Below are 14,218 nucleotides of genomic sequence, written 5' to 3'. Positions count from 1 at the left end.
AAAAGCTCTTTTTTTCAATTCTTGATTAAACCATTTGCATTTTTAGGAGTCCTAATTTTTATTATTTGTAATGGAATGCATCTATTTATAACATATACATTTTTTTATGTTAATATTTGTATGTACAAACGTTAAATAAAAATTAACAACATCACAATTTCCGTTTCTAAAACCTAAATTTGTTTTAACTAAAATTATTGAAAACTAATCCTACTTTATATTAAACCCATGAAAATTAAATACCTAGTTTATGCCGTGCTAACAATTGGAATCATTGGATTTATCGGTTACAGAATCTCAGAAAACAAAAGTAAAAATGAAGATTCAAAAGACCCAAAAGGAAAAGGCAAATCGATGAGCGTAAACGGAATCGTAGTGGAATATCAAACTTTTGATAATAACTTGTCTCTTTCTGGTTCTATTGAAGCGAATGAACAAGTGGAAATTCGTAGTGAAGTTTCTGGAATTGTAGAAGGTATTTATTTTCAGGAAGGAAGTAATGTTAGCAAAGGGCAAGTGCTTTTTAAAGTCAATGATTTAGAGTTAAGAGCTCAATTGAGACAAACTTCAACCAGAGAAGGATTAGCTTCGGAAAACGAAAGAAGAGCCAAATTATTACTACAAAAAGAAGCTATAAGTCAGGAAGAATATGATTTGGCACGCGCTGATTTAAAATCGGCACAAGCCCAAAGTCAATTGATAAAAGCACAAATCGCAAAAACATCCGTTAGAGCGCCATTCTCAGGAAGAATTGGATTGCGTTCTATTTCACCGGGAACCTACATCACACCAGCTATTTTAGTGGCAAAATTAGTGAACACCGGAAAATTAAAAATTACTTTTTCGATTCCTGAAAAATACGCAAGTCAGGTAAAAACAAATACAACCTTAACGTTTAAAGTCGCTGGTTCTGATGAAAAATACACTGCTAAAGTATATGCAATCGAACCTGAAGTGGCTGTTGCTACCAGAACCTTACAAGTTCGTGCTATTGCCGAAAATAAAAGCGGAAAATTATTACCGGGAACATTTGCAGATGTCGAATTGCCATTGGATATCATAAAAGATGCGATTGTTGTTCCTACAGAAGCCATTATTCCAGTTCAAAACGGTAAAAAAGTTTTCGTTTCAAGTAATGGTCAAGCCAAAGAAGTGATGATAGAAACTGCTACAAGAACTGATGCTTCTATACTTGTACTTTCTGGTTTGAAAGCAGGTGATACCGTGATTACAAGTGGCGTTATGTCATTAAAAAACGAAACTCCCGTAAAAGTTCTAATAAAATAGATTGAGATATTAGATTCGTTCCTAACAATCAAAAATCTAAAATTAGCAATCAAAAATCTAAAATCTAAATGAGTTTATCCACAACAAGTATTAGAAGACCCGTATTCACCATAGTTATCAATTTGGCCATAGTTTTGTTTGGATTAATTGGTTACACTTTTCTAGGTGTAAGAGAATTTCCATCGATTGATCCTGCACAAGTTTCCATTCGTACGAATTATGCTGGCGCAAATGCTGACATCATCGAATCCCAAATTACGGAACCGCTTGAAAAAGCAATCAATTCCATTGACGGAATTAGAAATGTAACTTCTTCCAGTGCGCAAGGAAGCAGTAATATAACTATCGAATTTAATCTGGATAAAAATCTGGAAGATGCAGCAAATGATGTCCGTGATAAAGTATCGCAAGCCGTTAGAAACCTGCCTCAGGATATCGATTCTCCACCAGTAGTTTCTAAAGCGGATGCGAATGGCGATGCTATCATTTCGATGACCGTACAAAGTGATACGAGAAATGCACTAGAACTGAGTGATTATGCTGAAAATGTGATTTCACAACGTCTTGAAACTATTCCTGGCGTGAGTGGTGTTCAAATTTGGGGACAAAAAAGATACGCGATGCGTTTGTGGATTGATCCGGTTAAACTGGCTTCTTATGGATGTACCGTATCGGAAGTCAGAGATGCGTTGAACAAGCAAAATGTAGAGTTACCTTCGGGAAAACTAACTGGTGACAACACCGAATTGACGGTAAAAACAGTTGGAAACCTTTCTACTCCTGAAGAATTTAACAATATTATTATCAGAACTGAAGGTGAAAAAGTAGTACGTTTCAGCGATGTAGGATTAGCAAGTCTTGGACCAGAAAACACAGAAACTAAAATGACGCAATCTGGAACGCCATTAGTTGGTGTCGCAATTGTGCCACTTCCAGGAGCTAATTATTTAGATATTTCTACCGCTTTTTATAAGGAATTCGAAAAATTAAAAAAGGATTTACCTAAAGATATTAAACTGAATATCGCCATTGACAATACTATTTTTGTAAAAAAATCAGTTATTGAAGTAGCGGAAACATTAGGAATTTCAATTGTTCTGGTAATCTTGATTATCTATTTATTCTTCCGGGATTGGGCGATTGCTTTTAGACCGTTGATTGATATTCCTGTTTCGTTAATCGCTACTTTCTTTATCATGTGGCTTTTTGGTTTCTCTATAAACGTATTGACATTATTAGCAATCGTTCTGGCAACTGGACTTGTTGTTGATGATGGAATTGTGGTCACCGAGAATATTTTCAAAAAAGTGGAAGAAGGCATGACGCCTATCGAGGCCGCCATCAAAGGATCTAACGAAATATTCTTTGCGGTAATTTCGATTTCGATCACTTTAGCAGCAGTTTTTCTTCCGGTAATTTTCCTCGAAGGATTTGTCGGGCGACTGTTTAGGGAATTTGGCGTCGTCATTGGTGCTGCGGTACTGATTTCGGCATTTGTATCGTTGACATTGACGCCAATGTTGAACGCCTATTTAATGAAAGGTGGTGAACAAAAAAAATCAAAATTCTACATTAGAACAGAACCTTACTTTCAACAACTTAATAGCGGATATGCAAGTGCATTAAGCCGTTTTATGAAGAAAAAATGGTTGAGTTTCCCTATTCTAATTGCTTGTTTTGGACTAATTTACTTGTTCTTCAACCTTTTGCAAAAGGAAACAGCACCGTATGATGACCGAAGTGGTTTTGTACTTAGAATGTCAACTCCCGAAGGGTCTTCTTATGAGTACACGGATCGCTTCATGCAAGAAGTATCAAAATTAGTTGATGACTCAATTCCGGGCAAAAAAGTTGCCTTGGTAATAACCTCTCCAGGTTTTGGATCTTCGTCAGTAAATAGTGGTTTCATTCGGGTATCATTGGTTCAACCAAATGAAAGAACCGACTCACAAAAAGAAATTGCAGAGAAACTGACCAAATGGACAAAGCAATATCCCGACGCAAAAACATCCGTAATTGAGCAGCCAACAATCGCTGTAAACAGACGCGGTGGATTGCCGATTCAGTATATTATTCAAGCACCTAACTTTAAAAAACTGGAAGAAAAAATTCCTGTTTTCATGGATGAAGTTGCTAAAAACCCAACTTTTGCGGTTAGTGATGTGAATTTAAAATTCAATAAACCAGAAGTTAATGTAACCATTGACAGAGAAAAAGCGGAGAGTCTAGGAATTTCGGTGATTGATATTGCGCAAACATTACAACTTTCATTGAGTGGACAACGTTTTGGTTATTTCATGAGAAATGGAAAACAGTATCAGGTTATTGGGCAATTTGACCAAAAAGACCGTTCAAAACCATTGGATTTAACTTCTATGTTTGTTAAAAATAATATGGGACAATTGATTCAAATGGACAATGTGGTAACGATTGAAGAAAAAAGTAATCCTCCTCAATTATACCACAACAATAGGTATATGGCAGCCACTGTTTCTGCTGGACTTGCTCCGGGCAAAAGTATCAGCGATGGAATTGATGCAATGAACGAAATAAAAGCGAAAGTTCTTGACGATACCTTTACTACTGATTTAGGTGGAGAATCCAGGGATTTTGTTGAAAGTAGTTCGAATACTGCTTTTGCATTTGGATTGGCTTTACTGTTAATATTTTTAATTTTAGCGGCACAATTTGAAAGTTTCATCGATCCTTTCATTATTATTCTAACCGTACCAATGGCCGTTGCAGGAGCTTTATTCTCCTTGTGGTTGTTTGATCAAACTTGGAATATTTTCAGCCAAATTGGAACTGTAATGCTTATTGGTTTGGTAACCAAAAACGGAATTTTGATTGTCGAGTTTGCGAATCAGCTTCGGGAACAAGGCAAACCAAAATTAGAAGCCATATTAGAAGCTTCTGAAGCACGATTAAGACCAATTTTAATGACGAGTTTGGCTATTTCACTTGGAGCATTGCCAATTGCAATGTCTCTTGGAGCGGCTTCAACGAGCAGAATTGGGATGGGAGTTGTAATTGTAGGTGGAACTATTTTCTCTTTGGTTTTAACATTATTCGTTATTCCTGCAATGTATTTGATGTGGTCCAAAGCCAGAAAACACTATCCTGAATTTGATCATATTGAAGAATATGAAAAAGATTTCAACTAATTTTAAAGGAATGCTGATGATTCTGATTAAAGAGATTTAAAGATTTTTTAATCCGAATCAAAAAAATATAATTATGACACATACTAAAATACTTTTTCAAAGCTTTATACTAGTCTTGTTCTGCGCTGCAACAGCTAGTGCGCAGGAAGTGCTGACGTTAGAAAGCGCTGTTAAAATAGCTTTGGAAAACAATTACGAAATAAAGATTGCTACCAATAATTTGACCATTCAAAAAACAAATGTTGCTATCGGAAACGCTGGAATGTTGCCAACTGTTACCGCTAATGTAGTTGATAATAACAGTATTCAGAATAGTTCACAAACACGTCAGGACGGGACAGAAACTGAATTAGACAATGCCAAAAACAATAGTTTGACTTATGGCGTTGGACTGGATTGGACCATTTTTGACGGAATGCGCATGTTTGCTAGAATGGATCAATTGAAAGAGTTGCAAAAACTGGGTGAAGCACAATTAAAGTTGACATTGATTACCAGAATCAGTGATGTGAATGCTGCTTATTACGATTTGGTTCAACAGCAGCAACAATTAGCGGCATTGGATACAACTATCGTTATTTCAAACCAGCGATTGACTTTGGCACAAAATAGATTTACCATTGGAAAAGCTTCAAAATTAGAAGTTTTGAATGCCCAAGTGGATTTGAATACTGACCAAGTGGAGCTGTTGAGACAAAAGGAATTGTATGCCAACAGTAAAATTTTATTAAATCAATTGATGGCCAGAGATGTTTCTACAGATTTCAAAGTAATTGATCAGCTTGAAGTAGATTCCTTACTATTATTGCCGGAGCTTAAAGCTTTAGCCGAAAAACAAAATCCGCAATTAGAAACTCAAATTATCAATAAAAGAGTGGCTGAATTAGAATTAAAGCAAATAAAAGCGGCACGTTATCCTACTCTACGCGTAAATACTGCCTACAATTTTTCAGAAAGTCAATCTAGTCTTGGTTTTGTCGCACAATCACAATCGAGAGGTTTTAATTATGGTTTTAGCGCTTCATTAAATTTATTTGATGGTTTTGCACAGAACCGAAATGAGAAAATTGCCAAGATTCAAATTGAAAATTCCAAATTAAATATTGATCAGCAAAATTTAGCTTTAAACTCACAGTTGGCAACTTCTTATCAAACCTATTTAACGAATTTAGAATTGATTGCTTTGGAAGAAAATAATGAATTAATTGCCAAACAAAATTTGAACATAACTTTAGACAAATTCCGCATTGGAACGATAACTACTTTAGAATTCAGAACTGCACAATTGAATTATGTGAACGCCAAAGTACGATATAGTAATGCTCAATTTCAAGGAAAATTATCTGAAATCGCATTACGTGAATTGGCGGGAAATCTTATTTTTTAATTTACTTTTGTTAAAAAAAGTATCTTAAATGGTTTCATACAATACAAAAGACTGGTTCACTTTTATATTTCGCTTTCACAAAGCGGACACTTTTAGAACATTACTGCCAATAATGTTGGCTATTGGTCTATATTCGGGAATTATAGGCTATCTAGAAGTTGAATATTGGAAATTAGCGGAGAACAGTTATGTAAAGAATATTACAATCATGCACGGAATGCTTGGTTTTGTGATTTCATTATTGCTGGTTTTCAGAACTAATACTGCATACGATCGTTGGTGGGAAGGACGAAAAATGTGGGGTGCATTAGTAAATAACAGCCGTAATTTTGCCATTAAACTTTCTGTGATTTTAACAGATGAAAAAGATTTAGCTTATTTCAGAAAATTAATTCCCAGCTACGCTTCCATCTTAAATAAACATTTAAAAGATGATGAAACCAGTAAACAATTGTTTGATGATGTTGATTTAGAAATTGATCATCATAAACACAAGCCGAATCAGGTTGCAAAAATGTTGTTTCAAAAGATTAATGATTTGTACGATTCCAAAAAAATAACTGGTGATCAACTGATTATTTTAAACGAAGAAGTAAAATCCTTTACCGATATTTGCGGAGCTTGTGAAAGAATAAAAAATACTCCTATTCCCTACTCTTACAGCGCTTTTTTGAAGAAATTTATTTTCTTTTATGTGATGACTTTACCTTTTGGATATGCTTTTAGCCTTGGGTATTATGTAGTTCCTGTTGTAGTATTCATTTTTTATGTTTTAGCTAGTTTAGAGTTAATTGCTGAGGAAATTGAAGATCCTTTTGGAACTGACGAAAATGATTTACCTACACATAAAATTGCGGAGAACATCAAAAAACATGTGGAAGAGTTACTTTAAATTTTGTTAAACCGTGCTCTGATTCTAATTATTTTTATTAAATTTAAGCTTTGCCTTTTTAAAGTTTAAAATATATGAATAGTAACCGCGCGTTTATAAATCCACCTCTTTTATCTAACGAGAAATCATTAAAAACATTAGTTGAAAACAGAACCGTTTACTCGTTGAATCATTGCGAGCTGAATCTTTTTGAAACTTATGAATCTACGGCATTAGTTCCTTTGAAATTTAATGATTTTGTGGTAACCAGCATGTTACGAGGCAAAAAAGTAATGCATCTTTTTGACGATCCTGGTTTTGTTTATTTACCGGGAGAAACCGTTGTGATTCCTTCAAATGTGGAAATGAAAATAGATTTTCCGGAAGCTTCAAAAAATAATCCTACGCAGTGTTTGGCTTTGGCGATAGACCAAACTAAAATTACCGATACTTTACAGTTTTTGAACGAACGCTACCCAAAAGAAGGAAAAAACCAATTCTGGCAATTGGATTACCAAAATTATTTCTTTTATAATAATGTGGAATTAGCCACGACGATAAATAAGTTAATCAAAGAGTGCATGAGTACGTCGATTACAAAAGATGCCTTGGCCGATTTGACTTTGCAGGAATTACTGATTCGGATAATTCAAACTCAAACTGCAAAAGCAATTGACGATGGTTTATTTGCCGATCCAAGAAACCCCATTACACAAGTGGTAGAATTTATCCGCTTGAATTTAAAGGAAAATATCAGCATGAAAAATCTGAGCGAAAAAGCCTGTATGAGCTCTACTTCGTTCTACAGACTTTTCAAAAGAGAATTAGGGATGAGTCCTATCGAATTTGTGATTGGCGAGAAAATAAGATGCGCCAAACAGTTGCTTAAAAATCCTACGATACAAATTAATGAAGTTTGCTACTTATCCGGATTTGAAGATTCCAATTACTTTATTCGTTTGTTTAAAAAACACGAAGGAATTACTCCAAAACAATACCAATTATTGTACGTAATCAATTAGCTTTATTCAATATACGTTACGGGTTCAAGCGATAATTCTTCTTCAGGAGTGAAAATTCTATATTCGATTCGGAATGTTTTTTTCAAAGGTGTTTCCAATGAAAATCCTCCAACTCCAAATGCATCAATAACATCCAAAGTAAAATGAGCATGTTTCCAGTATTCGAATAAATCCTTGTCTACCCAGAACTCCGTATTTTCTATTGTACCAATACAAACATCACCCAATCTTTGGTAAAAACCTCCTTTTTCAAAACATTGCGGTTGCGTTCCTTCACAACAACCTCCAGCTTGGTAAAACATCAAATCTCCATGCTTTTCCTGTAAAATTTTGATTAATTCTATTGCTTTATCTGTGGCATCAATTCTTTTTATCATAATTTGTGATTTAAAAATACAACCATAATTATTGAAAATTATGGCTGTATGATTTTATAAAATTAATAATGGATTTATCCTATCCGTTAATATCAATCAAAATTTTAACTTGAGATGGATTCGAAACCAAAACTTCAAATCCTTCCGTAACAATCTCGTCTAAAGTAATTCTTTTAGTTACTAATTTTTCAACTGGCATACGTCCAAGGTCAATTAATTTTATCACTTGAGGGAATATATTTCTGTAGGCAATAATCCCTTTGATTGTGATTTCGCGAACAACCTGATCAAAAGCATCGAGTGTTACCGGTTTTCCAAATAAAGCAACCAAAACAGCCGTTCCTCCATTTTTTAAACTGGCAATTCCTCCATCAAATGAGGCTTGAACACCAGCGGCATCAAGAAAAACATCAACACCATCAGTTAGCAATTCTTTAATTTGTTGCGGAATATTTTCACTTTTACCGTTTATAATGGTTGTTGCACCAATTTCTTTTGCTTTTTCCAAACGCTTTTCGGCGATATCAACAACGATAACCTCTGCTGCTCCGGCAGCAATAGCAGCTTGAACACACAAAAGTCCGATAGGTCCGGCACCATAAATCAGACAGGATTGTCCCATTTTTAAACCACTTTGTAAAACAGCATAAACAGCAACTGCCGCAGGTTCTACCAATGCGCCTTGCTCAAAACTCATCGAATCCGGTATTTTGTGGACCATATAATCTTCGACAACAGTATATTTTGCAAAACCACCATTAGATGTTAACCCAACAAAACCAAGTGGTTCAGACAGATTATATTCTCCATTAGTAATGAATGGACTATCGGGGTTTTTGAAAAGCGGTTCTACCACCACTCGATCTCCTATTTTTAAATGTTTAACCTTTTCCCCAAGTTCACAAATTATTCCTGCAAATTCGTGTCCTAAAGTAGTTGTGCCTTGATGACCGTTCAAAGGATAGGGTTTTTCAACTGGAATCAGCATTGGACCATGTGTGTATTCGTGAAGATCTGAACCGCAAATTCCTGCAAATTGAACTTCAATTTTAACTTGGTTTGAACCGGTTGTAGGGATTTCAGTTTCTTCTACTCTAATATCTTTTGCAGCATGCCAGCGCGCAGCTTTCATTGTTTTTGGTGACATAGTATTTTGATTTATAAAAAAAAGGTAAGCTTTATAACTTACCTTTTTTAAATTTTTAATTCATTTCTAAAAGAAACCTAATCTCTTTTTATCATAAGAAATCAGCATATTTTTTGTTTGGCGGTAATGACCTAACATCATTTTATGATTTTCACGACCAATTCCAGATTGTTTGTATCCTCCAAAAGGTGCTCCTGCAGGATAAGAATGGTATTGATTAATCCAAACACGACCGGACTGAATCGCTCTTGGCACCTGATAAATTTCGTGTGCGTCACGTGTCCAAAGACCAGCTCCTAAACCATACATAGTATCGTTTGCAATAGCAATCGCCTCTTCCGTTGTTTTGAAAGTAGTAACCGCTAAAACGGGTCCAAAAATTTCTTCCTGAAAAATACGCATTTTGTTATGTCCTTTGAAAAGTGTCGGTTTGATATAATATCCTTCCGCTAAATTCCCTTCCAGATGATTTTCCTCACCACCTGTCAGAACTTCTGCACCTTCTTCTTTTCCTAATTTTATATACGATAGAATTTTCTCTTTTTGAACCAAAGAAGTTTGCGCTCCCATCATTGTTGTTCTGTCCAAAGGATTTCCCATTTTTATCGCTTCCGTTCTTTCAATTACTCGAGCAATAAATTTATCATAAATATCCTCATGAACCAATAATCGAGAAGGACAGGTACAAATTTCACCTTGGTTTAAAGCAAACATTACCGCTCCTTCAATCGCTTTATCGAAGAAATCATCATCCACATCACCTACTGATTTCATGAAAATATTTGGAGATTTTCCACCTAATTCTAAGGTTACTGGAATAATATTTTCGGTAGCATATTGCATTACTAAACGACCTGTTGGCGTAGAACCGGTAAAAGCTGCTTTCGACACTTTTTTATTCGTTACCAAAGCTCTTCCAAGCTCAGCCCCAAAACCGTTAACAATATTTATAACTCCAGGAGGAAGGATATCGCCAATTAATTCCATTAAAACTAAAATAGAAATTGGGGTACTTTCTGCTGGTTTTAAAACTACAGTGTTTCCCGCCGCTAAAGCCGGAGCAAGTTTCCAAACAGCCATTAAAATTGGGAAATTCCAAGGAATAATTTGAGCAATTACTCCTAAAGGCTCGCTTAAAGCGATAGAAACCGTTTGCGAATCTAATTCGGTAATCGAGCTTTCCTCAGCACGAATAACTCCGGCAAAGTAGCGGAAGTGATCAATTGCTAAAGGCATATCTGCCGCTAATGTCTCCCGAATTGCTTTTCCGTTATCAATCGTCTCAACAGTTGCAAGGTATTCCAAGTTATCTTCAATAACTTGAGCAATTTTATTCAATAAGTTACTACGTTCCGTTACAGATGTTTTTCCCCATGTTTGAAAAGCTTCGTGTGCTTTATCAACAGCAAGCTCTAAATCTTCTTTACTTGAATGAGCAGCTTGTGTAAAAACTTTTCCATCAATAGGAGAAACTACATCAAAATAGTTACCATTTACCGGTGCAACAAATTTTCCACCTATATAATTATCATATTTAGCCTTAAATTCAGGTCTTTGTACTACGTTATCCATATTGTTAAATTTTTATATTTTCTCAAAGTTAGTTTCCTAATTCTTCTTTTTATAGCACAATTCATTCAACTAATAGCATTAAATTTTCATATATATTTTTTTAACCTAATTTTATTGTTTAATTCACATTTAATTTTGTTTTATACTATAATATTAACATTTTATTCCGATGTAGATTAGACCAAATCTGACGCAAAAAAACCAAAAAAATTGTTTCTTACTCCAACCTGCAATCCTTATATTTGCAGTCTCATTAAAATTAACAGATGAAAATATCTTACAACTGGTTAAAACAATTCATTAAAATAGACTGGAAATCCGAGGAAACTGCAGCATTACTTACTGATTTAGGTCTGGAAGTAGAGATTGTTGACAAATACCAATCGGTAAAAGGCGGATTAGAAGGCATTGTTGTGGGACATGTACTTACTTGTATTCAACATCCGGATGCTGACCGACTAAAAATAACTACCGTTGATTTAGGAAATGGTGTTCCTGTTCAAATTGTATGTGGTGCCAGTAATGTTGCTGCAGGACAAAAAGTTCCGGTAGCTACTATTGGAACAACATTATATGACAAAGAAGGAGTCGCTTTTTCAATAAAAAAAGGAAAAATTCGCGGACAGGAAAGTCACGGAATGATTTGTGCCGAAGACGAATTAGGTCTTGGTGAAAGTCATGACGGAATTATGATATTGGATGATTCTTTAGCACCGGGAACTCCCGCTGCAACGGTTTTCAAAATAGAGAATGACGAGGTTTTCGAAATTGGACTAACACCCAATCGTGCCGACGCAATGAGTCATTTAGGAACAGCACGTGATTTAAGAGCCGGAATGCTGCAAAGTGGTGTCAATGTAGAATTGATTACACCATCCGTAAGTAATTTTAGAGTCGACAAAAGAACTCTAAAAATTGACATCGATGTAAAAGAATCAAAACTTGCTCCTAGATATTGCGGTGTGACTATTTCTGGAATTGAAGTAAAACCATCTCCAGCTTGGTTGCAAAATAGATTAAAAGCGATTGGATTAAATCCAAAAAACAATATTGTAGATGTTACAAATTATGTTTTACATGAATTAGGTCAACCACTTCACGCCTTTGATGCTTCAAAAATTAACGGTAAAATAATAGTTCAAACTCTTCCAGCAGGAACCAAATTTACTACTTTGGATGATGTGGAAAGAACATTACATGAAGAAGATTTAATGATTTGTGACGAAAAAGGACCTTTGTGTATTGCAGGAGTTTTTGGCGGGAAAAAATCAGGCGTTTCAGAAAGCACCAATTCTATATTTTTAGAAAGCGCTTATTTCAATCCGATAAGTATTCGCAAAACAGCCAAAAGACATCAACTAAATACGGATGCTTCTTTCCGTTTTGAAAGAGGAATTGACCCAACTATTACAGAATATGCATTGAAACGTGCTGCTTTATTAATTCAAGAAGTTGCTGGAGGCGAAATAACATCTGATGTTATGAATATGTATCCTAAGAAAATTGAAGATTTTTCTGTTTTCTTAAACTTTAGTAAAGTCGCAAAAATTATTGGTCAGGAAATTCCAAAAGATACCATTAAGAAAATATTAGTTTCTTTAGATATTAAAGTGAATAGTGTTTCAGATGCAGGATTGGGATTGACTATTCCTTCTTACCGTGTGGATGTACAAAGAGAGATTGATGTAATCGAGGAAATATTGAGAGTATACGGATACAACAACATTAATTTTTCAAAAAAATTAAATGCTACGGTTTCGAATTCACCCAGAAACGAAGATTATAAAATTCAAAATACGATTGCTACACAATTGAATTCTCAGGGTTTTAATGAAATGATGGCAAATTCATTGACTACAGCTTCTTATGCTGCGCTTTCAGATGAATTGAATGTTGCACACAATGTGACGATGCTAAATCCTTTGAGTGCTGATTTATCCACAATGCGTCAATCTTTGTTATTTTCAGGATTAGAAGCTGTATCGTATAACATCAATCGTAAGAATGCCGATTTAAAATTATTTGAATTTGGTAAAACCTATCATAATTACCTTGCCGGCTACGAAGAGAAAAAACATTTGAGTTTATTCCTTACCGGTAATAGAAATCAAGAAAACTGGACTTCTACACAGAAGCCATCTGATTTCTTTCTGTTCAAAGGATATATTTTAGGAATACTTTCAAGATTAGGTTTAGAAAAAACACAAAACACTCCGGTAACTTCAGATGTTTTTTCTGAAGGACTAGCTATTTCTATTGGCAATGAAACTATTTTAGAATTTGGAGTTGTAAAAAAATCTATTCTAAAACATTTTGGAATCAAACAAGAAGTTTTTTATGCTGATTTTGATTGGGATACGATTCTAAAGAAAATCTCTACAAAAATCAAATATGTTGAAATTCCTAAATATCCTGAAGTTCGCAGGGATTTGGCGTTGTTAATTGATAAAAGTATAACGTATGACAGTATTTACAACATTGCTCGTCAAACTGAGAAAGCACTTTTGAAAGATATCAATTTATTTGATGTTTATGAAGGAGAAAATCTTCCGGAAGGTAAAAAATCGTACGCTTTAAGTTTTACCATTCAAGACAGTTCTAAAACACTGACGGATGCGCAAATTGACAAAATTATGGGCAAGCTGCAAAATAATTTTGTAACTGAACTCGGAGCTACTTTGAGATAAGTGCAATTTTATCTAAAATATAATCCCGATACTAAAAAACTTAGTATCGGGATTTTTTTATTTAACAAAAGAGCCCTGCAAATACCAGGGCTCTTAAGACTAACAAAATATCAACCTCTAATCAAAAATTATTGTTTAGGTAAAACAACTGTATCAACAACATGAATCACACCATTAGATTGGTTCACATCAGCAATTGTTACTTTAGATTTTCCACCATTTTCATCAGTGATATATAAATCTTTACCTTTCATCCAAGCAGTCAAAGTACCGCCGCTTACTGTTTTCATTGTAGCTTTTCCATTGCCCATTTTAATTGCTTTGGCAATATCCAAAGCATTCATTTTTCCTGCAACAACATGATACGTAAGTATAGTTTGTAACATTTTTAAGTTTTCTGGTTTTAGCAATGTAGTTACAGTTCCTGCAGGTAATTTTTCGAACGCGGCATTTGTTGGGGCAAAAACGGTGAATGGTCCTTTACTTTGTAATGTTTCAACTAATCCAGCTGCAGTTACTGCTGCAACTAAAGTAGTATGATCTTTAGAATTTACTGCGTTCTCAACAATATTTTTAGACGGATACATAGCAGCTCCACCAACCATTACTGTTTTTTGGGCGAAAGAAGTTGCTCCTAATACTACTGTAAATAATGCAATCGATAAAAATTTTCTAGTTTTCATAAAATCTGTTTTTTTAAGTTA

The 14,218-nt window shown here is 34.7% G+C and carries 10 protein-coding genes; 6 read left to right on the top strand and 4 right to left on the bottom strand.

Annotation, left to right across the window (positions count from 1 at the left end; genetic code table 11):
- Nucleotides 1-228: 228 nt before the first annotated feature.
- The 5 genes from IWX80_RS15020 to IWX80_RS15000 all read left to right on the top strand — a co-directional run bounded on the left by IWX80_RS15020 (nt 229) and on the right by IWX80_RS15000 (nt 7,731).
- The gene (locus tag IWX80_RS15020) at nt 229-1,287 is read left to right on the top strand and encodes an efflux RND transporter periplasmic adaptor subunit (RefSeq protein WP_196854143.1); all 1,059 of its coding nucleotides are present in this window, start codon (nt 229-231) and stop codon (nt 1,285-1,287) included.
- Between the two features lie 68 nt (nt 1,288-1,355).
- Nucleotides 1,356-4,451: an efflux RND transporter permease subunit gene (locus IWX80_RS15015; RefSeq protein WP_196854142.1), complete on the top strand. Its 3,096-nt coding sequence runs from the start codon at nt 1,356-1,358 to the stop codon at nt 4,449-4,451.
- 73 nt (nt 4,452-4,524) lie between these two features.
- Nucleotides 4,525-5,838 (top strand): TolC family protein, encoded by a 1,314-nt coding sequence (locus tag IWX80_RS15010; RefSeq protein WP_196854141.1) that lies wholly within the window; start codon nt 4,525-4,527, stop codon nt 5,836-5,838.
- A gap of 28 nt (nt 5,839-5,866) precedes the next feature.
- Complete coding sequence (locus tag IWX80_RS15005; protein WP_196854140.1) at nt 5,867-6,730, top strand: bestrophin family protein; 864 nt, start codon at nt 5,867-5,869, stop codon at nt 6,728-6,730.
- Nucleotides 6,731-6,804: 74 nt separating this feature from the next.
- Nucleotides 6,805-7,731, top strand: coding sequence for an AraC family transcriptional regulator (locus tag IWX80_RS15000; protein WP_196854139.1), 927 nt, complete (start codon nt 6,805-6,807; stop codon nt 7,729-7,731).
- A gap of 2 nt (nt 7,732-7,733) precedes the next feature.
- Here the strand turns inward: IWX80_RS15000 and IWX80_RS14995 are convergent, their stop codons facing one another.
- The 3 genes from IWX80_RS14995 to IWX80_RS14985 form a co-directional block, all read right to left on the bottom strand.
- Nucleotides 7,734-8,108, bottom strand: a complete 375-nt coding sequence (locus IWX80_RS14995; RefSeq protein WP_196854138.1) for a DUF779 domain-containing protein — start codon at nt 8,106-8,108, stop codon at nt 7,734-7,736.
- A gap of 79 nt (nt 8,109-8,187) precedes the next feature.
- The gene (locus IWX80_RS14990; protein WP_196854137.1) at nt 8,188-9,255 is read right to left on the bottom strand and encodes a 2,3-butanediol dehydrogenase; all 1,068 of its coding nucleotides are present in this window, start codon (nt 9,253-9,255) and stop codon (nt 8,188-8,190) included.
- A gap of 66 nt (nt 9,256-9,321) precedes the next feature.
- Entirely contained in the window at nt 9,322-10,827 is a 1,506-nt protein-coding gene (locus tag IWX80_RS14985) for an aldehyde dehydrogenase family protein (protein ID WP_196854136.1), read from the bottom strand.
- A 266-nt stretch (nt 10,828-11,093) separates the two neighbouring features.
- Between IWX80_RS14985 and pheT the strand changes: the two genes are divergently transcribed.
- Nucleotides 11,094-13,514, top strand: a complete 2,421-nt coding sequence (gene pheT, locus IWX80_RS14980; protein ID WP_196854135.1) for a phenylalanine--tRNA ligase subunit beta — start codon at nt 11,094-11,096, stop codon at nt 13,512-13,514.
- Nucleotides 13,515-13,642: 128 nt separating this feature from the next.
- Here the strand turns inward: pheT and IWX80_RS14975 are convergent, their stop codons facing one another.
- Nucleotides 13,643-14,197 (bottom strand): fasciclin domain-containing protein, encoded by a 555-nt coding sequence (locus tag IWX80_RS14975; protein ID WP_196854134.1) that lies wholly within the window; start codon nt 14,195-14,197, stop codon nt 13,643-13,645.
- Between the last annotated feature and the right edge of the window lie 21 nt (nt 14,198-14,218).

It is taken from the genome of Flavobacterium sp. CAN_S2 (assembly GCF_015752255.1).
GTDB lineage: Bacteria > Bacteroidota > Bacteroidia > Flavobacteriales > Flavobacteriaceae > Flavobacterium.
This window is presented reverse-complemented; position numbering and strand designations above follow the sequence as displayed.

Excerpts from the sequence above, each read along its gene's own strand:
- IWX80_RS14985 (WP_196854136.1), bottom strand. The coding sequence starts at position 10,827 with ATGGATAACGTAGTACAAAGACCTGAATTTAAGGCTAAATATGATAAT.
- IWX80_RS15015 (WP_196854142.1), top strand. The coding sequence starts at position 1,356 with ATGAGTTTATCCACAACAAGTATTAGAAGACCCGTATTCACCATAGTT.
- IWX80_RS14990 (WP_196854137.1), bottom strand. The coding sequence starts at position 9,255 with ATGTCACCAAAAACAATGAAAGCTGCGCGCTGGCATGCTGCAAAAGAT.
- IWX80_RS15020 (WP_196854143.1), top strand. The coding sequence starts at position 229 with ATGAAAATTAAATACCTAGTTTATGCCGTGCTAACAATTGGAATCATT.
- IWX80_RS15000 (WP_196854139.1), top strand. The coding sequence starts at position 6,805 with ATGAATAGTAACCGCGCGTTTATAAATCCACCTCTTTTATCTAACGAG.
- IWX80_RS15010 (WP_196854141.1), top strand. The coding sequence starts at position 4,525 with ATGACACATACTAAAATACTTTTTCAAAGCTTTATACTAGTCTTGTTC.
- IWX80_RS14995 (WP_196854138.1), bottom strand. The coding sequence starts at position 8,108 with ATGATAAAAAGAATTGATGCCACAGATAAAGCAATAGAATTAATCAAA.
- pheT (WP_196854135.1), top strand. The coding sequence starts at position 11,094 with ATGAAAATATCTTACAACTGGTTAAAACAATTCATTAAAATAGACTGG.
- IWX80_RS15005 (WP_196854140.1), top strand. The coding sequence starts at position 5,867 with ATGGTTTCATACAATACAAAAGACTGGTTCACTTTTATATTTCGCTTT.
- IWX80_RS14975 (WP_196854134.1), bottom strand. The coding sequence starts at position 14,197 with ATGAAAACTAGAAAATTTTTATCGATTGCATTATTTACAGTAGTATTA.